The following is a 24,577-nucleotide window of genomic DNA, read 5'->3' as shown; positions in this document are numbered from 1 at the left end:
CACCTGTTCCACATGTCAGTGGCTGGTGCCTTCCGAGAAGGTGATCTTGTTCCAGACGTTATACTTGCCCGAAGGCTTGCGCATCGGCAGGCTGCCCACCTGCTCGAGCGTCTGTGCGTCGTAGATCAACACCGCGCCGTCGTCTTCCCAAACCGAGACTAGCGCGTGGCTGCCATCCTTGGTGAATTCGACATGGGCCACCGTCTTGCCCGGCGCGGGCCGCAGGGTGCGCACGATCTCGAGGCTTTGCTTGTCGATGATGTGCATCGCGTCCTTGTTTTCGCCGAAGAACACATCGACCCAGACATAGGGCGAGTTTTCATGGCTGCGCATGAAGAAACCCGGGCCTTCGGTCTGGATCGTCTTGACCGTCTTCCAGGTTTCCATGTCGATCACCGACACCACCCCGTCCTGCAGGTGGGGCGTGGCCATCACGGTCGTGTCGCCCCAGGCCCAGGTGATGCCGGACCCCAGATGCGGCATGCCGGGCAGGTCCAGATCGGCGATCTTGTGGCCGATCACCAGGTCGATCACCTGGCCCGACTTGCCGTCGCGGGCGGCGCCCATCACGTATTCGTAGCTCTGGTCGAAAAAGAAATCGTCCAGGAAATCCGGCGTGGTGATCTTGCGGATCGGAAAGGGGTCGGGGTTGTTCACCGGGCCTTCGATCCGCCAGTCATGGGCAAAGCCCATCTGCGGCGGGTTCGGGCCATAGAAGACCTCCCAGATTTCCGGCACGTCCTTGAGCGCCAGCACAAAGCTTTCGCGCGGTGGCGCCTGGTAGACGGCGGATACCCGGCTGGGTGTGCCGTCCTTGCCCTTGACCTCGCGCACCGCGGCGACGCTCAGATCGGCGGTGTTGAGAATGGTCAGCGTGTTGGGCAGGTAGTTGGCGACCGCCAGGAACTGGCCGTCGGCGCTCATCGCGATGTTGCGGCTGTTCAGCCCGGCGCGCACGCGGCCGACCTCCTGCAAAGCGTAGAGGTCGTATTTCTGCACCCAGCCATCGCGCGACATGATGAAGACGAAGCGTCCGGTGGGGTCGAATTTCGGCCCGCCATGCACTGCGAAGGGCGTGGGAAAGCGGTCGAGCACGGCAAAGGTATCGCCGTCCAGCACGCTGACATGATGATCGCCGGTTTCCACCGCGAGGGTGATGTTCATCGGGTCCGATGCCCAGACCGGCGCGGTGACGGGCGTATAGTCGTCGCGCAACTCGCGGCTGGCGGCGATGTCGGTCTCGGTCCAGGTGGGGGTGAAATCCAGCGGCGCTTTCAGGTAGGCCGCCAGTTCCTCGACCGCCTCCGGGGTCAGGGTTTCCGCGAAGGCCGGCATCTGGCTGGCCACGCGGCCGTTCAGGATCACGTCGGCCAGGTTCGGCCCGCGCATCCGTTTCAGCGTTTCGGGAATCAGCGCCGGTCCGATCGCGCCCAGCCGCTGCGCGCCGTGGCAATCGGCGCAGTTCTCGGCATAGACCGTGGCCGGGTCGGCAGCGACGGAAAAGGGCAGAGTGGCCAGTGCAAGCGCCAGAAACGGCTTAGAAAAACTGGTGTTGCGGGTCATGGCTCTTGCCTCGGAACGGGGTGACGGACAGCCGGTCGGCGTCGTCGATTCCGATCTCGGCATTGGACAGGTAACAGGCCGGGTCTTCGGCCCAGGGATCGCCGGTCAATTGCAGCGCGCGAATGCGCGTGTTGCCGCCGCAGATCGCCTGGTGCGCACAGGCGCCGCAGCGCCCCTTGAGCGGCCGGGGCCGGGTGCGTAGCAGGGCCAGCATCTTGTCGTCGCCGGTCCAGAGTTGCGAAAACGGCGTGTCCTTGACCGATCCGACGGTGTAATCCGACCAGTAGGTATCGGGATGCACGCGGCCCTGCGTGTCGATATTCGCCACGCCCAGGCCCGAGCTGTTGCCGCCCCAGGCCCGCAGATGGGCGATCAGGCTGTCGACGCGGTCCATGTCGAACCGTTCGCGCGCCCAGTTCACGAGATAGACGGCATCGGCGTCGTTGTTGCCGGTCACGATGTCCAGCGGAAGACCGCCCGACACCGCGTCCCAGGCGCGCTCGATCAACAGGTCCAGCGCCCGGCGGGTGTGGTCGTGCACGGCGTCTTCGGCCCGGTGCTTGTCGCCGCGCCCGGCATAGACCAGGTGCGACAGGTAGAACTTGTCGACGCCTTCGTCGTCGCACAGCCTGAGCAGTTGCGGCAGCTGTTCCTGGTTGTCGCGGGTCAGTGTGAACCGCAAGCCCACCTTGATGCCGCGCGCCTTGCAGGCACGGATGCCGCGCACGGCTTCGTCAAAGGCGCCGTCCTTGCCGCGGAACCAGTCGTTGGTCTTGCCGATCCCGTCGATCGAGATGCCGACGTAATCAAAGCCGATCTCGGCCACCCGGTCGGCATCGTCGCCGTGGATCTTGGTGCCGTTCGTCGACAAGGCCAGCATCCGCACATGGGGCCGTGCGGCCTTGGCGATGTCGAACCAGTCGAACCGGTCCAGCGGCTCGCCACCCGACAGGATCAGCGCGGGGATGCGGAAGGCGCCCAGGTCCTCGACGACGCCCATCGCCTGTTCGTGGCTCAACTCACCGGGGAAATGCGTATCGGCCGATACGGTATAACAGTGCCTGCAACGCAGGTTGCATGTCCGGGTAAGGTTCCAGATCACCACCGGCTTGACCGGACCGCTGCCGCGCTTGCGCGGTGCGGTCGGCTCGACCAGCTGGTGCATGTATTCGGTCAGTCGGAACATGGCGTCTCCTTCCGGTCCTGGCGAAGACGCAAACCGGTCTTTTTCAGGATCTGTGTCGAATAGAGGATGTCGTGGCCCGTGCAGGCGTCGCCCAGGATCGCGATGACTTCCTGACGCTGCGCCTCGACCTCGTCGCGCGAGGCGCCGTGCAGCATGGCGAACAGGTTGTAGGGCCACTCGGGCAAGGCGCGGGGGCGGCGGTAGCAATGGGTGACATAGGGCAGGGCGCCGACCTGCGGGCCCAGCCTGTCGACGACCGCGTCGTCGACATCCCAGACCGACATGCCGTTGAAGGTCATGCCCAGCTTGTAGTGGTTCGGCGCGGCGGCGATGCGGCGGATCACGCCGTCATCCTGCATCGCCTGCATCCGGCGCATGACTTCGGCCTCGCTCAGGCCCAGATCGTCAGCCAGGGCAGCGAAGGGGCGCGCGACCAGCGGCAGCCCGCCCTGCGTGGCGGTGACGATGGCGCGGTCTGTGGAATCGAGAATCATGCGGCAACCCGGAAGCGGACAAAGAACTCGGCCTCTTTCGGAAAACACAGCACCTTGTGGCCGGTTTCCTCGGTCAGAGAGGCCGCCACCTGCCCGATCTCCTCTTCGCGTTCGGTGGCCAGGACGAACCACATGTTCAGGCGGTGGGTGCGGCGATAATTGTGCGCCACCTCGGGCCGCGCATTGACCAATGTCATGACATGCTCGAATTCCGCATCCGGAACCGCCATGGCGCACAGGCAGAATGCCCCGCCCATCGCGGCCGCGTCGTAGAACGGGCCGAACCGCGTGAGCACGCCGCTTTCGCGCATCGCGGCGATGCGCGCCAGCACGTCGTCCTGCGAAATGCCCAGTTCGGCGGCCAGTGCGGCGAAGGGTTCGGCGACGATGGGCAACCCATCCTGAAGCCGGTTGATCAGGATACGGTCGGTGCGGTCCAGGGTCATGCTCTGAGCCTTTCGTCAGCGATCATCGCGCCGGTCTGACGATAGCAATGCAGCGAAAACAGCACCTTGTGCGGTATGTCGGCGAATTGCGGCAGCGCGCAGATATTCGACAGGTTGTCCAGCGCCTCGGCCCGCGACCGGGCGTGGATCATGCAGAACAGGCGGTAGGGCCAGAGCCGTGGCACCACGCGGCGTTCGTAGCACAGCGTGACGCCGCGCTGACGGGCCAGAAGCGGGCCGGCGATCTCGACCTGATCGGCGGGAATATCCCAGACCACCATCGCGTTCGACCGCCAGCCGACGGCACGGTGGCGGATGATGATCCCCAACCGCGAGACGATCCCGGCATTCGACAAGGCCTCGATCCGGTTCAGGACTTCGGCCTCGGTCCGGCCGAGCTTTTCGGCGAGCGCGGCGTAGGGTGACCCGACCAGGTCAAGTCCGCGCAACAGGCCCTGCAGAAGGTCGCGATCACCGGGCAGGACCGCCGTCGGGTCGGCCTTGCGCGGGGTCAGCGGCGGCAGCCCGCCGCCCTTGAGCGAAAACCCCAGATCGACATTGAAGGGCCTGACCAAAGGCAGGTCGAGCACGCGCAGGCCGGTTTCCCGGCCGATCCGCGCAAGCGTCGCGTCGACATGCGCGCGGTCGGGACCGGTGACGACGAACCACAGGTTCCATTCGTCTTCGCGCAGGTAATTGTGGTTCACACCCGGCTGGCGGCTGATGATCCCGGCGACGCGATCGACATCGTCGTCGGCGGCGGCCACGGCGGCCAGGGTGCTGGCCGAAACCGTGTTGGGCGCGCAGGTCGCACCGACGCGGGTGATGCGGCCCTGGTCGACCTGCTTGCGCAGCCGCCCCAGCACCTCGGCTTCGGTCAGACCGTGATGGGCGCCGATCCGGGCAAAGGGCCGCGGCTCGATCGGAAAGCCGCGCTGCCATTCGTCGAGCAAGGCCAGTGTTCGGGGGTCTGACACGCCGTCGATCATGGCCTTACAACCCCGTCCGGTGGGCGCGGGCGGTGAAGAAGATGCCGGAAGGGCTGTCGGCGTCGATCTCGCGCAGCTTTTCGAAGGTGCGGGTGTCGTAGACCATGACCTTGCCGGCATCGCGCACCGACAGCCAGACTTCGTGCCCGCGCGGGGTGAATTCCATGTGCAGCACGCCGGGGCCGGGCTTGAATTCGTGGATCACGGCCTTGGTCATGGTATCGATCACCTGGATGGTGTCGTTCAGAGGGTGGGCGAAATTGACCCAGACCTGGCGCCCGTCCGGCCGCGCCATCGCGAAAACCGGCTGACCGTAGGTCGCGGTGCGCCCGGTCTCGGTCAGGTCGCGGGCATCGACCCACAGCACCTCGTGCTGGCCCACGGCGGGCAGCACGAATTCCTGTCCCGCAAGGGCCCAGCCTTCGAGATGCGGCATCTTGTAGACCGGCAGCCCTTCGCGGCCCGCGGCATAACCGGGCAGGATCGGGCGCGGCTCGGGCTTGTCCTGCCACAGATCCAGCGCGGTCAGGTTGTCGGCGCCGAACAGCCCGGTGATGTAGGTGCGGCCATCGGCGGTCACCAGCGCGTCATAAGGAAAGGCGCCCATGTTCTCGATCCGGGTGATCTGCGCCTCGCCGCTGGTCATGTCGGCGATCCATGTCTCGCCCGCGTCCCACAGGGTAAAGACGAAGCGGCGGCCGGGAATGTCCACCAGTCCGATCGTCTTGCTGTCGGTGGGGATGTCGGCGACCATGTCCAGCGTGTCGGCGTCGAAGATCCGCACGCCGCCGGGTTCGTAGTTGGACACTGCAACCAGCGTGCCGTCGTCGGATATCGCGCCGCCGATGGAGTTTCCGGCCTGCATGACGCGCCCCACCACCGCTTGGGTGACGATGTCCACCTTGGTCAGACCGCCATCGCGACCGAAGACATAGGCAAAGCGCTGGTCGGGCGAATAGACCAGCGAGGCATGGGACAGATCACCCAGCCCCTCGATCCGCCCGATCCGGGCACGGTCGGACTGATCGACCACCAGCAACGAGCCGGTGGCGCGTTCGACGACCAGGCCCAGATCGCCGGTCGGGATCGTTTCGGCAAGGGCGGTCGTGGCCATCAGAGCCAGGGCAAGCACGGGGCGCAACATCACTGGGATCCTTTCAGCAGGTATTGGGCGATCCACTCGGCCTCGGCCTCGGTCAGCAGCGGGCGCCACGGCGGCATGGGCGTGCCGGGGATGCCATCCAGGATCACCGATTTCAGAACATCCGCATCGTAGTGCTGCAGCGTTTCGGCGCGCAGGTCGGGGCCCAGCCCGCCCTTGAGCGTCAAGCCGTGGCACGAGCCGCAATCCTGGTGCACCAGCCGGCTGAGCGCGGCCGGATCCGGCGCGGAGCTGTCGCTCCAGACCGGTCCGGCCAACGCAAGCAGGGCCGCAGAGACGCCAGTCGCGACCCTATTCACCGGCCATCGCCGCCGGTGAAGACGGTGCCTCCTCCTGAAGGGCGGATGTGACCCGGCCATCGGCATCAGCCAGCGACACGACGCGGCCGATCACGAACAGGACGGGGGCCTTGAGTTCGGCGCCGCGCACATCCAGCGCGATGCGGTCAAGCTGCGAAACCAGCCGGCGTTCACGCGGCGTCGAAGCCGAGGCCACGGCCAGAACGGGCGTCGCCATCGGCAGACCTTCGGCCATCAGGCGCATGGCGATCTCGCCGATATTCGACGCGCCCATGTAGACCACAAGCGTCGTGTCCTCGGAGGCGAGGCTTTTCCAGTCGAGATCGAGCGCGCCGTCGCGGGCGCGGTGGCCGGTCACGTAGCGCACGCCGGTCGCCAGACCGCGGTGGGTCAGCGGGATACCGGTCGAGGCGGCCATGCCCTGGGCGGCCGTGATGCCGGGGGCGTATTCCACGGTGATGCCGGCGGCCAGCAATTCCTCGGCCTCTTCCGAGCCGCGCCCGAAGATCAGCGGATCGCCGCCCTTGATCCGCGCGACGATGTTTCCGGCCGATGCCTCTTCGACGAGGATTTCGTTGATCCGGTCCTGCGGCACGGTATGTGCCCCCGGCGACTTGCCGACGTTGATCTTGCGCACATGGGTCGGAACCAGTGCCATGATCTCGGGCGAAACGAGCCGGTCGTACACCACGACCCCCGCTTCCTGGATCATCCGGATTGCGCGAAGCGTCAACAGGTCGGCGGCGCCCGGTCCGGCTCCGATCAGATACACTTTCCCAGGGTTCTGCATGGCGGCGTCCTATTCTACGTGGTGGCCCGGAGCCGGGAGGGAAGTTTGGCCCCGGGCTGACCGCGCCCAGGCAAGCGCCTGGGAGCGGTGTCGGTCTTTCCGGCAAATCGGCCGAGGCCAGGTTGCCGGTGCGATTGTGGCGACCCTGTCCGATCACACCCCGCGGAGCATTGACATTAGTCAAGGTTGACCCGCCCGCCCGATATCAATGTGCAGGGCAAGATCATCTTTGGAGTGCCTCGCCATGATCGCCGGACTAGCCCGCCTTTTTTCAGAGGGATTTCGCGTGTTCTTCCTGGCTGCGGGCGTGTTCGCGCTGCTGGCGGTGCTTTACTGGGAATTCTACCTGGGCGTGTCCCTGACCGGGGGCGAACTGATCGCTCCGGGCTTTGCGCCGTCACCCTATCTGTGGCACGCGCACGAGATGGTGTTCGGCTATGCAAGCGCCGCGCTGGGGGGCTTTCTGCTGACCGCCGTGCCGAACTGGACAGGTGCCAAGGCGGCCCGTTGGCGGTTCATCGCGCCCGCGGCGGGGCTGTGGTTCGCCGGACGGCTGGCGGTTTGGTTTTCCGGCGCGCTGCCGGCGGAACTGGTGGCCGCGATCGACCTGGCCTTTCTCCCGCTGATGATCGCCAAGATCGCGGTCCAGCTGACCAAGCGCCCAAAGCCGCAGAACGTCGCCTTCGTCGTGTTCCTGTCGCTGCTCTGGATCGCCAACTTGCTGGTGCACCTGGAATGGATGGGCGTGACCGCCGATACGGCGGCCAACGGGCTGCGCGGTGGTCTTCTGTCTTTGTGCCTGATGATCGGCGTGCTGGGAGGGCGGGTCACGCCGGCCTTCACCCGGAACGCGATGAATCGCGCCGGCCTGCCCGAAGCGCGCTTGCCGGTTTCGCGCCGGCTGCTCGACATGCCTGGCCTTGCCGCGCTGTTGCTGCTGACGATAGCGGTGCTGGCCGGACTTCCCGACGCGGTGGCCGGTATCCTGGCGCTGGTCGCGGGTGCGTTCGCGCTGGCACGCATGGCCGGATGGTCGACCTGCTGGACCCTGGACCAGCCGATTCTGTGGTCTCTGCACCTGGCGATGGCGTGCCTGGGCATCGGCCTGATGCTCTGGGGCGCCTCGTGGCTGGGTATCGGCAGCGAAATCGCCGCCCTGCATCTGGTCGGCATCGGCGCGGTGGGCGGCATGACGCTTGCCGTGATGAGCCGCGCGGTTCTGGGGCATACCGGGCGGGCGCTGGTCGCATCGCGCGGCGTGGTGCTGGCTTATGCCGCCGTCGCGGCCGCCGCGCTGCTGCGCTGGCTGGCCTCCGGGCCGCTGGTGATCTGGCACATGGAATTGACGCTGATCTCGGGTGCGGTCTGGTGCCTGGCCTTCGCCGCCTACCTGGTGGCGATGCTGCCGGCCCTGACCGGTCCGCGCCAGCAGGCCGGCTGAGAAAAAAGATCGGTCTCTTGACTTTTGCAAAGGATTGCCAGCGCCCAAGCCCGCATTTTCGATCCACCTGCAACGCAGCGCAAAGGAGAGCGCAATGCGCGAAGTCATGACGAAGAGCATGGCCCGCAACATTTTCTACGGCGGATCCCTGTTCTTCATAATCATCTTTCTGGGCCTATCGGCCCATTCGCATCGTTACATCGTAACGACATCAACCGACACCGCGGCGCTCACCGAAAGCGTGGCGGCGGGCAAGCATGTCTGGGAAAAGCACGCCTGCATCAACTGCCACTCGCTGATGGGCGAGGGCGCATACTACGCTCCTGAACTGGCCAACGTCATGGCCCGTTGGGGTGTCACCGGCGATCCCGAAGGCGCGTTCGAAGCGCTGAAGACCTGGATGGACTCGATGCCCACCGGCATCGAAGGCCGTCGCCAGATGCCGAATTTCGGCCTCAGCGACGAGGAATACCGCCAGCTCGCCGATTTCCTGCTCTGGGTCGACACGATCGACGACCAGGGCTGGCCGCCGAACGAAGCCGGCTGAGAAAGGACCAATGACATGAAATACGAGTCGCAAAAAATCGCGCTGGCCTATTTCTCGGTCGCGCTGGCCTTGTTCGCGATCCAGATTCTGGGCGGGCTTCTGATCGGGTATGTCTACGTCAACCCGAACTTCCTGTCCGAACTGGTGCCCTTCAACATCCTTCGGATGCTGCACACCAACTCGCTGATCGTCTGGCTGCTGCTGGGCTTCTTCGGCGCGGCCTATTTCCTGGTTCCGGAAGAGGCCGAGCGCGAGATCCACTCGACCAAGATCGCCTACCTGCAACTGCTGATCCTCGTGGTCGGCACGCTGGGCGTGGTTGTGACCTATCTCTTCAACCTGTTCGAAGGCAACTGGCTGCTGGGCAAGGAAGGCCGCGAGTTCATCGAGCAGCCGAAATGGGTCAAGGCCGGCATCGTCGTGGCCGCGCTTCTGTTCCTCTACAACGTCTCGATGACGGTGCTTAAGGGCAAGAAGACCGCGATCACCAACATCCTGCTGCTGGGTCTCTGGGGTTTGTCGCTGCTGTTCCTGTTCAGCTTCTACAACCCGTCCAACCTGGCGCTGGACAAGCAATACTGGTGGTACATCGTCCACCTGTGGGTGGAAGGCACCTGGGAACTGGTGATGGCCTCGATCCTGGCCTACCTGATGCTCAAGCTGACCGGCGTCGACCGCGAGGTCGTCGAGAAATGGCTTTACGTGATCGTCGCCGCGGCGCTGTTCTCGGGCATTCTCGGCACCGGACACCACTACTACTGGATCGGCACGCCCGGTTACTGGCAGTGGATCGGGTCGATCTTCTCGAGCCTCGAAGTGGTGCCGTTCTTCGCCATGATGGCCTTTGCCTTCGTCATGGTCTGGAAGGGCCGCCGGGACCATCCCAACAAGGCCGCGCTGCTGTGGTCGCTGGGTTGCGCCACGCTGGCCTTCTTTGGTGCCGGTGTCTGGGGCTTCCTGCACACGCTGCACGGGGTGAACTACTATACCCACGGCACGCAGATCACCGCGGCCCACGGCCACCTGGCCTTCTACGGTGCCTATGTCTGCCTGAACATCGCCATCTTCACCTATGCGATGCCGATCCTGCGCAACCGGGATCCGTACAACCAGGTGCTGAACATGGCCTCGTTCTGGCTGATCACCAGCGGCATGGTGTTCATGACCTTCACCCTGACCTTCGCCGGCACCGTGCAGACGCACATGCAGCGTGTGGTGGGTGACTACTTCATGGACGTCCAGGACGCGCTGGCGCTGTTCTACTGGATGCGCCTCGGCTCGGGCATCGTTGTCCTGCTGGGTGTGCTGGTGCTCATCTACTCTCTTGCCATCCCGCGTCGCGAGATCATCTCGACCGACGCGACCGTGGCCGCGGAGTGAGCCCCGTGGACGGCACGTTCGCCAAGCAGAAGGGGGCCGACGCCCCCTTCTACCTCGCCCAGGGCGATGAGGTCGCCCTGTTCGAGGCCGCCGCCGCACAGGACCTGCCGGTTCTGCTCAAGGGCCCGACGGGCTGCGGCAAGACCCGCTTCGTGGCCCATATGGCCGCACGCCTGAACCGCCCTCTCTACACCGTCGCCTGCCATGACGATCTGTCGGCGGCAGACCTGATCGGGCGTTACCTGCTGAAAGGGGGCGAGACCGTCTGGGTCGATGGCCCGCTGACGCGCGCCGTCCGCGAAGGCGCGATCTGTTATCTCGACGAGGTGGTCGAAGCGCGCAAGGACGTCACCGTGGTGCTGCACCCGCTGACCGATGACCGCCGCATCCTGCCCATCGACCGCACCGGAGAGGAACTGCACGCCGCGCCCGGCTTCATGCTGGTGGCGTCCTACAACCCCGGTTACCAGAACATCCTCAAGACCCTGAAACCCTCGACCCGGCAGCGGTTCGTCGCGATGGAGTTCGACTTTCCCAAGCCCGAGGCGGAAACCCGCATCGTGGCCGAGGAAAGCGGGCTGTCGGAAGCCAAGGTCGCGCCGCTGGTGCGCCTGGCCGGCAAGCTGCGCGCGCTCAAGGGACAGGACCTGGAGGAAGGTGTGTCCACCCGCCTCGTTGTCTACGCCGCCACGCTGATCGCCGGCGGCATGGATATCGAACGCGCGATATCGGCGGCGATGATCGAGCCGCTGACCGACGAGGCGGACATCAAACGCGGGCTCCACGATCTTGTCACGGCAATCTACGGGTGAGGCAACCTGCCATGACACGGATCGAAATCGAGCCATGGGAACCCGAAGAAACCGTCGGGAAACTGTGGCACGCTTTTGCCAGCCGCCTTGATGCTCCTGAGGAGCATCGCGGAGCCGCGGTCGATCTCTCCGAGATCGGCGGGCGGCTGGCCGTCTTTTTCCGCGCCCTGGGCGGCGCGCCCAGCGTCGAGCTGCGGCCCGTGCCCCCCGAGCGCAGCCATCACCGGCTGTCTTTCCTGCGCATGCTGGGGGCCGAGGCCGATTACATCCCGCAGGCCAGCTTTGACGGCGAGGCGTTGCGGCTGCCGGAATCGCTGGCGGTCTTTCCCGCGCGCGAGCAGAACGCCGCGCTTTACCTGTGGCTTGCGGCCACCGCCGCCTTTGCCACGCCGCCCGAGGCCGAAGCGCCCGAGGATCCCTTGCAGGCCGACCTGGCCGCCATCCTGCGCGCCCAGGCGTTGACCGCCCGCGCCCTGGAAGAAGCGCCGGGCCTTCGCGCCCTGCACGATGCGCTGTGCCACGCGCACCTGGCCGCCCGACCCGCAGCGGTCAAGGGCGGCGAGGAAGGCGCGGTCGAAGCGCTGATCCGCCGTGCCCTTGGCGACCAGGTGAAGGTGCCGGCGCTGACCGTGCAGATGCTCGAGACGCCGCAGGCGCAGCGCGCGCCCTACGGCTACAAGCCCTTCCGCCCGGTGCCGCTCTGGCCCGACCTGCGCAAGCTGGATTTCAGCGCCACGACCGAAACCGAAACCGCCGAGACCGAAGGCAAGAGCGTCGAGGCCGGCGGCAAGACCCGTCGCGCCAAGCGCAAGCAGGCCGACCTGGCCGAGCGCAAGGACAGCCTGATCCTGCACAAATTCGAGGCGATCCTGAGCTGGACCGAGTTCCTGAACCTCAACCGCCGGGTCGAGGATGACGATCCCGACAGCGCCAAGAAGGCCGCCGACGACCTGGACGAAATCGGCCTGGGGCAGATCTCCAAGGCGCCCGCGACCAAGCTGAAGCTGCATCTGGATCTGTCGCCCGAAGACGTCGACCGGGAAAGGCTGTCCGCCGAGATCACCTATCCCGAATGGGAAGCGCGCAGCGGTACGTATCTGCCGGACCATGTGAAGGTCTACGCGTCGCAGGCCGAACCCTGCGCCGATGTCCCGTCGTTCCGGGCCGACCCCAAGTCCAGCCAGCGCATCCAGCGCGTCAAGCGCCAGTTCGAGGCGCTGCGCCCCGGCCGCGTCTTCGTGCCGGGCATGCTGGACGGCGACGAACTGGATCTCGAAGCCGCGGTGCGGACCCGTTCCGACCTGGCCGCGGGCGGCGAGGGCAGCGACCGGATCTGGCGGCAATCCCGCCCCGAGGCCCGCAGCCTGGCCGTGTCGATCCTGCTGGACATCTCGCGGTCGACCGAAAGCGCGGTGGCCGACCGAGCCGTCATCGACATCGAACGCGAGGCCTTGGCCGCGCTGGCCTGGGGGCTGGATGCCTGCGGCGACGATTTCGCCATCCACGCCTTTTCCTCGCTCAAGCGCCACCGCGTCTATCTGCAACAATGCAAGGGCTTTGGCGAGAAGATGGACGCGCAGGTCGAGGCGCGGATCGGCGGGCTGAAGCCGGGCTTCTACACCCGGCTGGGCGCTGCGATCCGGCACGCATCGGCCGGGTTGGCCGAACAGCAGCGCAAGCGTCGTCTGCTGCTGGTCATCACCGATGGCAAGCCCAACGATCTGGACCACTACGAAGGCCGCCACGGCATCGAGGACACCGCGATGGCGGTGCGCGAGGCGCGGCGCAAGGGGCAGGCGGTGTTCGGCGTCACGATAGACCGCGAGGCGAAATCGTGGTTCCCGCGGCTGTTCGGGCAGGGCGGTTTCCAGATGGTGCCGCATCCCGATCACCTGACCGCCGCCCTGCCTGCCATCTACCGGCAATTGGTGGGAGCATGACCGACAGCGCCGAACCGGCCGGAATGCTGGACGAACTGCCCGGCGAACTGATGATGTGGGTGCTGATCGTCAGCGAGTTGCTGGTTTTCGGCGCTGGCATGGCCGCCTATCTGGGCATGCGCCTGACCGATCCGGCCGGGTTCGTCGAAGCGCAATCGCATCTGAACCGCACCGCCGCGGCGGTCAACACGCTGGTTCTGGTCTCGTCGGGGGCGTTGGCCGCGCTGGCGGTGCATTTCGCCGAGATCGGCCGCACCGCCCGGGCCCGCCGGGCGCTGGCCGGCGCCGCGGTTCTGGGGGTGGTGTTCCTGGTCGTGAAATGGATGGAATACGCTGCCAAGGCCGCGCATGGCATCGCCTGGGATACACATCCGTTCTTTACCTTCTACTACGGGCTGACCGGATTCCACGCCGCCCATGTCCTCGCGGGCATCGTGATCCTGGGACTGGTGTCGATCAACGCCAGACCCCGAACGATCGAAACCGGCGCCGCGTTCTGGCACATGGTCGACCTGGTCTGGGTGCTGCTGTTCCCGGTGATCTACCTGCTATGAGTCCCGCGCGCACATACCGGGCCTGGGGCTGGCTTGTGGCACTGAGCCTCGGCTCCACCGCGCTCAGCCTGTTGCCGCAGGGCGGATGGGCTTTCGGCATCGCGGTGCTGGTGCTGGCCTTCGTCAAGGCGCGGGTGATCCTGCTGGACTATCTCAACCTGCGCGGCGCGCCCAGCTGGCGGGGCGGCTTCGTCTTTGCGACGGCGGTGACGTTGCTTGTCTTTCTCGGGCTTTACGCCGCGCCGCTCATGTCCTGAAGGCGGCGCCGAAGGGTTCGGGCAGGTCGAATTCGTCCAGCACCCGGGCGCGGCCCGCCTGCGACATCTTGCGCGCCGTCTTGATGACGATCTTTTCCAGCTTGTCCGGGTCTTGCGTGGGCGCGAACGGGGCGAAGTAGAACTTGAGGAACACGAAGCAGATCACGTCCTCGAGCGCCTGGACATCGTCGTCGCGCTTGATGCCTTCCTTGCGCAGCATCTTCTGCGCCTGCGCGATGTCGTCCTGGCCATAGCCGGCATCGGCCATGATCGCGCCGACCCGTTCCGCGTGATGCCGCGCCAGATCGCGGCGCCAGGTCAGATAGCCTTCGCGCCCCTCGGGATAGGATTTGCGCGCCAGCACCCAGCGTTCGATATGCTGTCCGCGCGCGGCGATCTGCAAGGGCTCGGAGGCATCGGGAAACAGCCGCGCCAGTTCGTCCGACATCCGCTGGCCGTAAAGCAGTGCCGCCGGCGCGCCTTCGGAGGTGTCGGGATCGGCCGCATTGGCCGCGTCGATCGCGTCGAGCGCGCGCTGCAGCCGGCTCACAGTGCCTTGCTCCAGGCATTGGCCGGATCTTCCTCGGCATAGGCGCGCAGGGCCTCGACCTTTTCGATGACGGCATGGGCCTTTTGCACCCGCACACCGACGCTGCGCAGCTTGGCGAAGGCGCGGCTCAGGCTTTCGGGCTTCATGCCCAGGCGTCCGGCGATCAGCACCTTGTCATAGGGCAGGGTGACCATGCAGCCGCCTTCGTCGACGTTGCACAGGTCAAGCAGGAATTCTGCCACCCGCTGCGCCCCGGTGCGCGCCTTGAGATCTTCGATTTCCGTCACCAGCCGGTGCAGGTGCGCATAGGCCCCGCCAAGGACCGACAGCGCCATTTCCGGATGCTCCTGGATCGCGGCGCGGAAATGGCTGGTCTCGATGCTCATGATCTCGGCGTCGGTGACCGCCTCGGACGACACCGGGAACGGCAGGCGCTGCAGCGCGACCGCTTCGCCAAAGCTCTGGCCCTGGGTCATGACCGCCACCACCGCTTCGTTTCCGTTCGGCGCGATGCGGTACAGTTTCACCCAGCCTTCGAGCACGATGTAGATCGCGCTGGCCCTTTCGCCGTGAAGAAAGATCGTCTCGCCCCGGCCGACCTTGCGGCTGCCGGACTTGGCGATCAGGGCATCGGTCATTTCTGGCGGCAAGGCGCTGAGCAGCAGCGACTTGCGCGCGATCGCCTCGCGCTTCGGGTTCGACACTGTTTGATCCCCCAGAACAGGCATCGACGGCACGGCCGCCGACTCGGTGATTTCTTTTTGTCACAATACCATTACGCCGTGCCGCCGCCATGGCCATCGGTCAAATTCCCGCAGGCCCTGCGTCTCTTGACGATAGTCAAGGCGCAAAAGCCGTCGGGCATGCAGGTTTCCCGCAAGCATCGAACGGAGAGCGCCATGCATTTCGAGACCTTTTTCCGCGATCGCCTCGACAGTCTGAAGGACGAGGGCAATTACCGGGTCTTTCACGATCTCGAGCGCAAACGCGGCGCTTTCCCGCGCGCCATGCGCCATTGCGGCACCGGCCAGCGCGATGTGACCGTGTGGTGTTCGAACGACTACCTGGGCATGGGCCAGCATCCCAAGGTGATCGGCGCCATGCATGACGCGCTGGACCGGCTGGGCGCCGGAGCCGGCGGCACGCGCAACATCTCGGGCACGACCCATGCCCATGTCGAACTGGAACACGAACTGGCCGATCTGCATGGCAAGGAGGCCGCGCTGGTCTTCACCTCGGGCTATGTGTCGAACTGGGCCGCTCTTGGCACGCTGGCTTCGCAGATTCCGGGCTGCATCGTCTTTTCCGACGCGCTGAACCACGCCAGCATGATCGAGGGCATCCGCCATTCGCGCGCGCAGAAGGTGATCTGGAAACACAACGATCTGCAAGACCTGGAAGCCAAGCTGGCCGCCGCACCCGCCGATGCGCCCAAGCTGATCGCCTTTGAATCGGTCTATTCGATGGATGGCGACATCGCCCCCATCAAGGAGATTTGCGACATCGCCGACCGCTACGGCGCGATGACCTATCTCGACGAGGTGCATGCCGTGGGCCTTTACGGGCCGCGCGGCGCCGGGATCGCCGAACGCGAAGGGCTGATGGATCGGCTGACGGTGATCGAGGGCACGCTGGGCAAGGCCTATGGCGTGGTCGGCGGTTACATCGCCGCCTCGGCCGCGCTGTGCGACTTCGTGCGCAGCTTTTCCAGCGGTTTCATCTTCACCACCGCGCTGCCGCCATCGGTCATGGCCGGCGCCGCGGCGTCGATCCGGCACCTGAAATCGTCGCAGACAGAGCGCGACCTGCATCAGTTGCGTGTGCAGCAGCTGCGCGACAAGCTGGACGCGGCGGGCATCCCGCACATGCCGAACCCCAGCCATATCGTTCCGGTGATGGTGGGCGACCCGGTCAAGTGCAAGTACATCTCGGACCTGCTGCTGGACGATTTCGGCATCTACATCCAGCCGATCAACTACCCCACCGTCCCGAAAGGCACCGAACGGCTGCGCATCACCCCGTCGCCGGTGCACAGCGAGGCCGATCTCGACCACCTGGTCGCATCGCTGGGCAAGCTGTGGGCGCAGTGCCAACTTGCGCGGTTGCCGATGGCGGCGCAGTAGGATCAGGGCAGCGGACTGACCCCGAAAAGAACCGGGTGCAGTCCGAGCAGAAGCAGATAGAGCAGACCCCCCAGCCCGGTGCGCAGCAGCGTGCCGGGCAAATTGTGCGGGCGCGGCGGCAACGGGCCCGCAGCCAGCGCGGTGCGCATCCGCTGCCATTCCGCGCCCATGACCCGCTGCTTGCGACGATCGATGATCCGCATGCCCAGCACCGCGAACCCCGCGAAGCAGCCGAACAGAATGACATGCGCCAGATCGCCGTTGGGCACCAGATGCGCCAGCGACCACAGCGCCAGCGCCAGCAGCAGCGGATGGCGGCTCAGCCGCACGAGCCCGGCGCGTTGCGGATCGAACGCGGCATTGTTCGAGCCGCCGAAGGAAAACGGGTTGGGCCGTCCGATTGCCAGGGCGACGATCACGCAAACCAGTGCCATGACGACCAGCGGCACATGCGCCTGCCACGGCGCCCAGTTCCAAAGCGGCACGAAGGGCGCGCGTCCGGCCGCGCCGATCAGCCAGGCCAGCACCGCAAGCGACAGCGCCGAATAGGCGATGGTGAAGCCGCGCCGCCCCAGCACGGTCTCGAGCCGCGGCCGCAAGGGCGGGCGGACAGGCAACGCATGGCTGAGGAAAAAGACCAAGAATGCGGCCGTGAATTCGCCCCAGGCGGTCATCGTCGTCACCGCCGGTCGATCAAGGGATGCGGTTTCGCGAATTTCGCCAATTCATCGCGGTTCGATACCGAAACGCGCCCGCCGTCGACCTTGACGCCATAGGCCTGGAGGCCCTTGAGGGCGCGGCTCAGGTTTTCCGGCGTCATTCCGAGTTGCGAGGCCAGCTTGCGCTTTTCCGTCGGCAGTTCGATCCATGTGCGTCCATCGGCCATGTCCTGCAGGCTGAGGATGAAATTCGCCAAGCGTTCCAGAGATGTCCGCATCTTGAGGTTCTTCGTCGCCCGCACCGACAACTGCACCCGGTCGGCCAGTTCCGCGGCGACTGCACGGACAAAGCCGGCATCTTCGGCGAGGATCGCGTGCACCGCTTCGACAGGGACGAGGATCATGCGGGTCGGTTCCAGCGTGCGGGCCGACATCAGGCAATCCGCGCCGGACACGGTTTCGGCAAGAAAGAAACAGGCGGGCGAACGCAGCACCTCCATCGTGGTTTCGCGGTCCTGCCATTGCGCGAACAGTTCGACCGCGCCCGAGACCAGGATGAACAGGTGGTCCGGCGGCGCGCCCTCGGTCAGAAGAACGATCTGCGCCGTGCAGCTTTGCAATGTCGCATCCGCGAACAGGCGTTCGAAATTGCCATCCTGCAGCCCCGAAAGGGGCGGAAGGGTGCGCAAGCCGTCGAACTCGCTTTCGGGCAAGCCCAGATACATGGTCGGTTCCCCTTCGGCGCCGCTGCGCGCTTCGGTCCATCGTCCGCGACGGACCGTTGGATTGGGTCACGTCGATCGACAGGTAAGCCGGGCCTTCCCCAGGACAATCGCGGAATGCGTCCGCGCGGCACGATTCTCGGCAAAATCCCCCGTTTCTTGACCCAAATCAAGCGCTTCCCGGTCCAAAAGGGGCAGTAAGTCGGGGCGGGGCGCCATGCGGCGATCGACCCGCGAAACCAGGAGTCCGCGATGGTCTTGTTGGATCGGATCGAAACGGCGGCCTGCGGCTGCGAGGCGGATCACGCGCAGCCGTTGTTGTCGGTATCCGAAGCGACCGACCGGCTGCGCGCGGCGGTCGCGCCGCTGATCCAGATCGAAACGATCCCGCTCGGGGCCGCCTTGGGGCGCGTATTGGCCCGTGACGTCGCTGCCGCGACCGATCTGCCACGCTTCGACAATTCGGGCATGGATGGCTATGCGCTGCGGGCGGGCGATCTGCCCAACGGTGCCGGATTGCCCGTGTTGGGCGAAGCCTGCGCCGGAGCGCCCGTCGGTCGCCTGACCCCTGGTTCCGCGATGCGCATCAATACCGGCGCGCCGGTTCCGGCGGGCGCCGACACGGTGGTGATGCAGGAACAGGTGCGTCGCATCGGAGACCGGATCGACATCGACGGCCAGGTCCGGCCGGGCCAGAACATCCGCCGTCGCGGCGAAGATCGGAAATGCGGAACGATCCTGCTTTCGGCGGGCACCCGGCTGGACGCACGCGCCATCGGCGTCTGCGCCGCGGCCGGTGCCGGTCGGGTCGCGGTGCGCCGCGCGCCGGATGTCGCCTTGCTGCTGACCGGCGACGAGGTGCGCCCGGCGGGCGAGACCCTGGGCAGCGGCGCGATCTGGGATGTCAACGCGCCCATGCTCGCCGCCGCCATCACCGAAGCCGGAGGACGGGTCGCGGTCGTCCGGCATGTCGACGATTGCCGACAGGCGCTGATCCAGGCGATTTCCGAAGCAGCGGCCAAGACCGATCTGGTGGTGACGTCCGGTGGCGTATCGGTCGGCGAGCGCGACCATGTCAGGCCGGCGCTGGCCGCCCTGGCCGCGAGAACCGTGTTTTCCGGCGTCGCGATCAAGCCGGGCAAGCCGATCACTCTGGCGATGCTTGACGGCACGCCGGTTCTCGGTTTGCCGGGCAACCCGATGTCGGCCTATGTCACCTGGCACCTGTTCGGCCGGTCGGTTCTGGCCCGTCTGGCAGGCGAACGCGGCGCGTCGACCGCGCGACGCCATGTCCGCGCCGCCCAGGGCATCACCCACAAACCCGGGCGTTGCGAATACCGCCCCGCCCGGATCGAGGGTTATGACAGCGATGGGATGGAAATCGTTCACTGTCAGCCCCGAACCGAAAGTGCCCGAATGTCGCAATTGCTTTCTGCCGATGGTCTTGTTCTGATCCCGGCGGATGCGGATATCCTGCATCGTGGCGATCTGCTGGAATTCCTGCCGATCGGCGCCGCGGGACCAAGGAGGATGTGATGGGATTTGCCTATGTCAGCAGCGAGGACCGCGGAGCGGTCGACAAGTTGCTTGCCGCCTTTGCCGAACGCTGCCTTGCCGATGGCGTCGCGGTGACCGGGATCGTGCAGACCAACACGCCGCGTCCGAAATCGCATCGCTGCGACATGGATGTCCGCGTGCTGCCGGATGGCCCGGTGATCCGCATCAGCCAGGATCTCGGCCCCGAGGCGACGGGCTGTGCGCTGAACCCCGCGGCGCTGGAAAGTGCCGTGCTCGAGGTCGAACGCCGCCTGAGCGGCGACAGCGCCGTGCTGATCGTCAACAAGTTCGGCAAGCACGAGGCCGAGGGCAAGGGCTTTCGCGACCTGATCGCCGAGGCCCACGCGCTGGATGTGCCCGTGGTGGTGGGGTTGAACGGTCTGAACGCCGCGGCGTTCCAGGCCTTTGCCGGGGGGCTGGCCGAACAGGTGCCCGCCGATCTGGACGCGCTTGCCGACTGGCTGGCACGCAGCCGCGCCACCGCGCAGGACGTCGCCTGAGCTCAGCCCGCCCGCGACCAGTGGGCGCCGCTGGGTCCGGTCAGGAACCCGTCCGCCAGCTGCCCGCCGGGCACTTTGGCGGCCAGGCTTTCGGCCAGCGCGTCGGCCGTCATCGAGCCCGACAGGCGCGCCGCGTAATCGCCGCAGATCGCGACGAATTCCGTCGATTGCGGCGACAGGCGCAGCGCCGCGACGCCGGCCTCCTGCAACGCCTCGACCTGGTAGGCCGCGCTGGCGCTGGCTTGCGACAATGTCTGCACGCCGTTCACCGTCAGAAAGCGCTGGCCGTCCAGCGTATCGACATCGCGCCCGTCCGGATCATCGCCACAGACGAATTGGCAATTGTCCTTGGGCCGGTCGTGTAGCCGCGCGTGATAGCAGCGCCCCGCTATGGCCAGCGGCAGGCGGCCGAACCCCCAGACCTCGATGGCGACCCCCAACTCGCGCCCGGCTTCCGCCAGCCGCGCGACCGATGACAGCGGCAGTTCCGGCGGCAGGCAAATGCGTGTAGCGCCTTGCAGGGCCAGCCAGCGCAAGGTGCCTTCGTTGTAGACATTCACCAGCGGCCCGACCCAGAATTCCCGGCCCTCGGGCAGGTGGCGCAGCGCGGACAGGTCGTTGATCTCGACCACCAACCCGGTTTCGAAAAGCTGCGCCGTCATCTTGCGTTCGCGCTTCAGCGTGATCAGCGCCAGCGAGGTCAGGGCCACGGTCTTGCCCGCCGCGGTCAGCGCCTCGATCGCGTCGGGCAGGGCGTCCTGCCAGAGCGGCAGGCGTTTGGAACAGACCTGTTCGCCCACGACCACGCGCGCCACCGGCGCGGCGGCCAGATCGCCGTAGAAGGCGCAGACGCGATCGGTATCCCAGAAATACGGGTTGGCCCCGACGGTCAGATCCATGCCGGTCATCTCCAGATCTTGGCATATGCGCCGGTCGTGGCGGCCTGCCCTTCGGCCAGCGCGGCCAGCGCCGCCTTGGGCGGGGCATCGCCACGCGCTTCGGCCTCGACCGCTGTTCGGAAGGCGCGCACGACCTTTTCCACATAGGCCCGGCTGCGCTGGCGGCCCTCGATCTTGAGAGCGGTGACGCCCGCCTTGGCCAGCGCCGGGATCAGGTCGGTCGCATCCAGGCTAACCGGGTCTTCGAATACATGACCGGTCTGCGGCCCCGACGTGAAACAGCCCTTGCACAAGGTCGGGTAGGGCGCAGACCGGTCTCTGGGGGTGCGATGAATGGTGAAACCGCCCAGCCGGGCGACCAGTTCCGGGCCTTCCTCGGCATAGGCCACGTGACTGGCGGGCGAACAGACGCCATTCATGTTGGGCGACAGGCCGGTGGCGTAGGACGACAGCGAACAACGCCCTTCGGCCATGACGCACAGCCCGCCGAACACGAAAACCTCGGTCTCGATGTCGATCTCGGAATTGATCGCGCGGATCTCGTCGACCGTCAGGACCCGCGGCAGAACCACGCGGCGGATGCCGAACGTGTCGGCATAAAAGTTGACCGCATCGGGGTTGGCGGCGGCGGCCTGCACGGACAGGTGGCGGCGCAGGTCGGGATGGCGGTCGGCGGCGTAGGCGATCAGGCCAAGATCGGCCAGGATCACCGCATCCGCACCCAGCGTATCGGCATCGGCGACCGCCTGGTGCCACAGCGTTTCGGCACCGGCGCGGGGAAAGGTGTTGATCGCCACCAGCACCTTGGCACCGCGAGTATGGGCAAAGTCGATCGCCTCGTCCAGTTCGGCGCGGCTGAAATTCAGCCCCGGAAAGTTGCGGGCGTTGGTTTCGTCGGCAAAGCCGCAATAGACCGCCTGCGCACCGGCCGTCACGGCGGTGCGCAGCGCGGCGGGCGTGCCGGCGGGGCAGACCAGTTCCATCATGACAGGGGTCCTTGGCTGGGGACGTGGCGTCGCAGGGGCAGGCCGGTGCCGCGTTCGACCGCGCCGAAGGCCGCACGCAAGAGCTGTCCCGGACGTCCGGTCAGACCGATTTCCTCGGACAGGTCCAGTTCGGCATCGTCCAGCGCGTTGCGCAAGGCCAGCACCGCGGCCGTGTCGCCCTCGACCGCGAGGTCGCGCGAGAAGAACAGCGCATCGCCGTCCAGCGTGCCGTGCATCATGCCGAGAAACGCCGCCGTCGGACCGGTTATGCAGGCGTCATGCGCAGGCGTGGCGGCGGGACGCAACGCGGTGATGCGCGGCGCTTGAGGCAGGGGCTCCAGCAACAGTCGGAAGAGTTGATCGGTCAGCACCAGCAGGAAGCGTGCCTTCGCATGCGGCCCAAGCCGCGCGAACAGCCCGGGATGGCGTCGCGCCACCCGGCGGCTGAGCCCGGTCAGAAGCCGCGACAGCGGCAACAGGGGCAGGGGTCGTATCAGGCGTTGAACCGCGCGGGGAAACTCTGGCAGGGACGTCGGCATGGCGCTCTCGCTGAATTGCCGAAGGCATACGCCGCTGCCGCGCTGCCGCATTTGACTATAGTCAAACGGATTGCGCTTTTGCGCTGATAGAGCGGGTCGTGTCTTTCGGAGGCCGCCATGCGCCATCTGCCCGCCTTTCCCGATCTGCGCGCCTTCCTGGGCTGGCTGGACAGCCAAGGCGACCTGCTGCGCCTCTCCGACCCCGTGGATCTGAAGCACGAGATGACCGCCGTGCAGATGGCCGCGCTGCGCCGTGGCGGCCCGGCCCTGCGATTCGACGCGGCGCGGCAGGGCGACAGGCGCGCCGGAATGCCGGTCGTCGCCAACCTGTTCGGAACCCGGACGCGGGTCGCCGCGGGCCTTGGGCGAAGCCCGGACGAGATCGACGACCTGGGCGCCTTCCTGGCCGCGCTGCGCACGCCTGCGCCGGTCGGCGGTTTGCGGGATGCACTGGCGCGTTGGCCGATGCTCAAGGCGGCGCTGGCGACCCGGCCGCAGGTGTTGCGCCGCGCCCCCGTGCAGGAGGTCATGGCCGAGACCGACCTGACCGCGCTGCCGGTCCAGACGCCCTGGCCCGGCGATGCCGGTCCGCTGATCACCTGGCCCGTGGTGATGACCCGCGCGCATGGCACCGATCCCGGCGCCGCGCATGTCTACAACCTGGGTGTCTACCGCGCGCAGGTTCTGGGAGCCGACCGGCTGATCCTGCGCTGGCTGGCGCATCGCGGCGGCGCGGCCCATGCCCGAACCTGGGCGCGCGCGGCCGCGGCGATGCCGGTCGCCCTGGCGCTTGGTGCCGATCCGGCGCTGCTGCTGTCGGCCGCTCTGCCATTGCCCGAGACGGTGTCGGAGCTGTCTTTCAGCGGCGTGTTGCGCGGCACCCGGGCCGAACTGGTGCCGGCGCGGACCGTCCCGCTGATGGTGCCGGCAAGGGCCGAGATCGTGGTCGAAGGCTGGGTCCACCCGGGCGAGGTCGCGCCCGAGGGCCCGTTCGGCGACCACACCGGATACTATAACGCGGTCGAGAACTTTCCGGTGATGCGTGTCAGCGCGATCACCCATCGCCGCGACCCGCTGTACCTGTCCACCGCCACCGGGCGTCCACCCGACGAACCGTCGGTGATCGGCGAGGTGTTCAACCGCCTGTCGCTGCCGCTGATCCGGGGCCAGATCCCCGAAATCCGCGATCTCTGGCTGCCGCCCGCCGCCTGTTCCTACCGCGTCGCGATCGTGTCGATCGACAAGCGTTACCCGGGCCAGGCGCGGCGGGTGATGATGGCGCTATGGGGGATGCTGCCGCAATTCAGCTACACCAAGATGATCGTCGTGGTGGATGACGACATCGACGTGCGATCCTGGGACGACGTGATGTGGGCGGTTTCCACCCGGATGGATCCGGGCCGCGACCTGGTGCAGTTGTCGGACACGCCGATGGACTACCTCGACTTCGCCTCGGCCCGCGAAGGGTTGTCGGGCAAACTGGGGCTGGACGCGACCACCAAGATCGGCGCCGAGACCGACCGCGCCTGGGGGCAGGTCATGGCGCCGGACCCGGCGCACGAAGCACGGGCCGCGGCCCTGCTGGACGCGGCGTGGCGGAAGGCGGCGGAATGACACCGCGCGTGATCCTGGGTGTCTCTGGCGCGTCGGGCGCGGCGCTGGCGGTCGAAGCCGCACGGCTGTTGCATGACACGGGCATCGCCGTCGACCTGACCGTGTCGCCCATGGCGGAACGCACGCTGGCCCACGAAGTCGGCGAAAGGGCCTTTGCCGAACTGGCTGCACTGGCCGACAGGGTGCATGACATCCGCGACCTGGGCGCCACCATCGCGTCCGGTTCGCATCCCGTGGCCGGCATGATCGTCGCGCCCTGTTCCATGCGGTCGCTTGCGGCGATCGCGTCCGGGCTGGACGACAACCTGTTGACGCGTGCCGCCGGCGTGCAGCTCAAGGAACGGCGCAAGCTGATCCTGCTGGCGCGCGAGGCGCCGCTGACGCTGGCGCATCTGCGCAACATGACCGCCGTGACCGAGATGGGTGCCGTGGTGCTGCCGCCGGTGCCGGCTTTTTACCTGCGGCCCGAAACCACGCAGGCCATCTGCCGCCAGATCGCCGCCCGCGCGGTCGATCTGCTGCGGATCGCACCGCAGACCGCACAGGCCTGGCAGGCCGAGGGCTGACG

Annotated in this window: 27 protein-coding genes; 12 read left to right on the top strand and 15 right to left on the bottom strand. The window is 66.8% G+C overall.

Annotation, left to right across the window (positions count from 1 at the left end; translation table 11 throughout):
• Nucleotides 1–15 precede the first annotated feature (15 nt).
• From KUH32_RS17930 to cobA, 8 genes are read right to left on the bottom strand one after another with little or no spacing between them, the layout of a single operon-like run.
• Complete coding sequence (locus KUH32_RS17930; protein ID WP_217780034.1) at nt 16–1,563, bottom strand: nitrite reductase; 1,548 nt, start codon at nt 1,561–1,563, stop codon at nt 16–18.
• Entirely contained in the window at nt 1,538–2,749 is a 1,212-nt protein-coding gene (nirJ, locus tag KUH32_RS17925; RefSeq protein WP_217780033.1) for a heme d1 biosynthesis radical SAM protein NirJ, read from the bottom strand. Before nirJ ends, KUH32_RS17930 begins: the two co-directional genes overlap by 26 nt.
• The gene (ahbB, locus tag KUH32_RS17920) at nt 2,737–3,243 is read right to left on the bottom strand and encodes a siroheme decarboxylase subunit beta (RefSeq protein WP_217780032.1); all 507 of its coding nucleotides are present in this window, start codon (nt 3,241–3,243) and stop codon (nt 2,737–2,739) included. The genes nirJ and ahbB (KUH32_RS17920) overlap by 13 nt, the downstream gene beginning before the upstream one ends.
• On the bottom strand, nt 3,240–3,689 hold the full coding sequence (locus KUH32_RS17915; protein ID WP_217780031.1) for an Lrp/AsnC family transcriptional regulator: 450 nt from the start codon (nt 3,687–3,689) through the stop codon (nt 3,240–3,242). The genes ahbB (KUH32_RS17920) and KUH32_RS17915 overlap by 4 nt, the downstream gene beginning before the upstream one ends.
• Complete coding sequence (gene ahbB / locus KUH32_RS17910) at nt 3,686–4,678, bottom strand: siroheme decarboxylase subunit beta (RefSeq protein ID WP_217780030.1); 993 nt, start codon at nt 4,676–4,678, stop codon at nt 3,686–3,688. The genes KUH32_RS17915 and ahbB (KUH32_RS17910) overlap by 4 nt, the downstream gene beginning before the upstream one ends.
• Nucleotides 4,679–4,682: 4 nt before the next feature.
• On the bottom strand, nt 4,683–5,822 hold the full coding sequence (locus tag KUH32_RS17905; protein ID WP_217780029.1) for a cytochrome D1 domain-containing protein: 1,140 nt from the start codon (nt 5,820–5,822) through the stop codon (nt 4,683–4,685).
• On the bottom strand, nt 5,822–6,139 hold the full coding sequence (locus KUH32_RS17900; protein WP_431358197.1) for a c-type cytochrome: 318 nt from the start codon (nt 6,137–6,139) through the stop codon (nt 5,822–5,824). Before KUH32_RS17900 ends, KUH32_RS17905 begins: the two co-directional genes overlap by 1 nt.
• Nucleotides 6,132–6,929 (bottom strand): uroporphyrinogen-III C-methyltransferase, encoded by a 798-nt coding sequence (cobA, locus tag KUH32_RS17895; RefSeq protein ID WP_217780027.1) that lies wholly within the window; start codon nt 6,927–6,929, stop codon nt 6,132–6,134. The genes KUH32_RS17900 and cobA overlap by 8 nt, the downstream gene beginning before the upstream one ends.
• 244 nt (nt 6,930–7,173) lie before the next feature.
• On the opposite strand from cobA, the gene KUH32_RS17890 reads away from it, so the two are divergent.
• From KUH32_RS17890 to KUH32_RS17860, 7 genes are all read left to right on the top strand, one after another.
• Nucleotides 7,174–8,370: an NnrS family protein gene (locus KUH32_RS17890; RefSeq protein ID WP_217780026.1), complete on the top strand. Its 1,197-nt coding sequence runs from the start codon at nt 7,174–7,176 to the stop codon at nt 8,368–8,370.
• 94 nt (nt 8,371–8,464) lie between these two features.
• Complete coding sequence (locus KUH32_RS17885; RefSeq protein ID WP_217780025.1) at nt 8,465–8,917, top strand: c-type cytochrome; 453 nt, start codon at nt 8,465–8,467, stop codon at nt 8,915–8,917.
• A gap of 15 nt (nt 8,918–8,932) precedes the next feature.
• Complete coding sequence (locus KUH32_RS17880) at nt 8,933–10,297, top strand: cbb3-type cytochrome c oxidase subunit I (RefSeq protein ID WP_217780024.1); 1,365 nt, start codon at nt 8,933–8,935, stop codon at nt 10,295–10,297.
• Nucleotides 10,298–10,302: 5 nt separating this feature from the next.
• The gene (locus tag KUH32_RS17875; RefSeq protein ID WP_217780023.1) at nt 10,303–11,109 is read left to right on the top strand and encodes an AAA family ATPase; all 807 of its coding nucleotides are present in this window, start codon (nt 10,303–10,305) and stop codon (nt 11,107–11,109) included.
• Nucleotides 11,110–11,120: 11 nt separating this feature from the next.
• Complete coding sequence (locus KUH32_RS17870; RefSeq protein WP_217780022.1) at nt 11,121–13,049, top strand: nitric oxide reductase activation protein NorD; 1,929 nt, start codon at nt 11,121–11,123, stop codon at nt 13,047–13,049.
• Nucleotides 13,046–13,603 carry a cytochrome c oxidase subunit 3 gene (locus KUH32_RS17865; protein ID WP_217780021.1) on the top strand — a complete coding sequence of 186 codons (558 nt, stop codon included), beginning with the start codon at nt 13,046–13,048 and terminating at the stop codon, nt 13,601–13,603. The genes KUH32_RS17870 and KUH32_RS17865 overlap by 4 nt, the downstream gene beginning before the upstream one ends.
• The gene (locus KUH32_RS17860; protein WP_284438361.1) at nt 13,600–13,860 is read left to right on the top strand and encodes a cytochrome C oxidase subunit IV family protein; all 261 of its coding nucleotides are present in this window, start codon (nt 13,600–13,602) and stop codon (nt 13,858–13,860) included. The genes KUH32_RS17865 and KUH32_RS17860 overlap by 4 nt, the downstream gene beginning before the upstream one ends.
• Here the strand turns inward: KUH32_RS17860 and KUH32_RS17855 are convergent.
• Together KUH32_RS17855 and KUH32_RS17850 are read right to left on the bottom strand one after the other, a co-directional pair.
• Nucleotides 13,850–14,410 carry a DUF4202 domain-containing protein gene (locus tag KUH32_RS17855; protein WP_217780019.1) on the bottom strand — a complete coding sequence of 187 codons (561 nt, stop codon included), beginning with the start codon at nt 14,408–14,410 and terminating at the stop codon, nt 13,850–13,852. The genes KUH32_RS17860 and KUH32_RS17855 overlap by 11 nt on opposite strands.
• Entirely contained in the window at nt 14,407–15,114 is a 708-nt protein-coding gene (locus KUH32_RS17850; RefSeq protein WP_348541145.1) for a Crp/Fnr family transcriptional regulator, read from the bottom strand. Before KUH32_RS17850 ends, KUH32_RS17855 begins: the two co-directional genes overlap by 4 nt.
• A gap of 195 nt (nt 15,115–15,309) precedes the next feature.
• Here KUH32_RS17850 and hemA point away from each other — a divergent pair, with 195 nt between their 5' ends.
• A complete protein-coding gene (hemA, locus tag KUH32_RS17845) occupies nt 15,310–16,533 on the top strand; it encodes a 5-aminolevulinate synthase (protein WP_217780017.1) in 1,224 nt (407 codons plus the stop codon).
• A gap of 2 nt (nt 16,534–16,535) precedes the next feature.
• On the opposite strand, the gene KUH32_RS17840 is transcribed toward hemA, so the two are convergent.
• Both KUH32_RS17840 and KUH32_RS17835 read right to left on the bottom strand, forming a co-directional pair.
• Complete coding sequence (locus tag KUH32_RS17840) at nt 16,536–17,207, bottom strand: NnrU family protein (RefSeq protein WP_217780016.1); 672 nt, start codon at nt 17,205–17,207, stop codon at nt 16,536–16,538.
• Between the two features lie 5 nt (nt 17,208–17,212).
• The gene (locus KUH32_RS17835; RefSeq protein WP_254899270.1) at nt 17,213–17,917 is read right to left on the bottom strand and encodes a helix-turn-helix domain-containing protein; all 705 of its coding nucleotides are present in this window, start codon (nt 17,915–17,917) and stop codon (nt 17,213–17,215) included.
• A 249-nt stretch (nt 17,918–18,166) separates the two neighbouring features.
• On the opposite strand from KUH32_RS17835, the gene KUH32_RS17830 reads away from it, so the two are divergent.
• On the top strand, nt 18,167–19,450 hold the full coding sequence (locus tag KUH32_RS17830) for a molybdopterin molybdotransferase MoeA (RefSeq protein WP_217780015.1): 1,284 nt from the start codon (nt 18,167–18,169) through the stop codon (nt 19,448–19,450).
• Nucleotides 19,450–19,971 carry a DUF2478 domain-containing protein gene (locus KUH32_RS17825; RefSeq protein WP_217780014.1) on the top strand — a complete coding sequence of 174 codons (522 nt, stop codon included), beginning with the start codon at nt 19,450–19,452 and terminating at the stop codon, nt 19,969–19,971. The genes KUH32_RS17830 and KUH32_RS17825 overlap by 1 nt, the downstream gene beginning before the upstream one ends.
• A 2-nt stretch (nt 19,972–19,973) precedes the next feature.
• On the opposite strand, the gene ubiV is transcribed toward KUH32_RS17825, so the two are convergent.
• The 3 genes from ubiV to ubiT are packed head-to-tail and all read right to left on the bottom strand — an operon-like array spanning nt 19,974 to nt 22,395.
• A complete protein-coding gene (ubiV, locus tag KUH32_RS17820; protein ID WP_217780050.1) occupies nt 19,974–20,870 on the bottom strand; it encodes a ubiquinone anaerobic biosynthesis protein UbiV in 897 nt (298 codons plus the stop codon).
• Between the two features lie 5 nt (nt 20,871–20,875).
• Complete coding sequence (ubiU, locus tag KUH32_RS17815) at nt 20,876–21,853, bottom strand: ubiquinone anaerobic biosynthesis protein UbiU (protein WP_217780049.1); 978 nt, start codon at nt 21,851–21,853, stop codon at nt 20,876–20,878.
• On the bottom strand, nt 21,853–22,395 hold the full coding sequence (gene ubiT / locus KUH32_RS17810; RefSeq protein ID WP_217780013.1) for a ubiquinone anaerobic biosynthesis accessory factor UbiT: 543 nt from the start codon (nt 22,393–22,395) through the stop codon (nt 21,853–21,855). Before ubiT ends, ubiU begins: the two co-directional genes overlap by 1 nt.
• A gap of 117 nt (nt 22,396–22,512) precedes the next feature.
• Here ubiT and KUH32_RS17805 point away from each other — a divergent pair, with 117 nt between their 5' ends.
• Together KUH32_RS17805 and KUH32_RS17800 are read left to right on the top strand one after the other, a co-directional pair.
• Entirely contained in the window at nt 22,513–24,009 is a 1,497-nt protein-coding gene (locus tag KUH32_RS17805; protein ID WP_217780012.1) for a UbiD family decarboxylase, read from the top strand.
• Nucleotides 24,006–24,575: a UbiX family flavin prenyltransferase gene (locus KUH32_RS17800; RefSeq protein WP_217780011.1), complete on the top strand. Its 570-nt coding sequence runs from the start codon at nt 24,006–24,008 to the stop codon at nt 24,573–24,575. Before KUH32_RS17805 ends, KUH32_RS17800 begins: the two co-directional genes overlap by 4 nt.
• Nucleotides 24,576–24,577: the final 2 nt, after the last annotated feature.

It is taken from the genome of Thalassococcus arenae, assembly GCF_019104745.1.
Taxonomy (GTDB): domain Bacteria; phylum Pseudomonadota; class Alphaproteobacteria; order Rhodobacterales; family Rhodobacteraceae; genus Thalassococcus_B; species Thalassococcus_B arenae.
The sequence above is the reverse complement of the archived record's forward strand: the minus strand, read 5'-3'. Positions and strand labels throughout refer to the sequence as shown.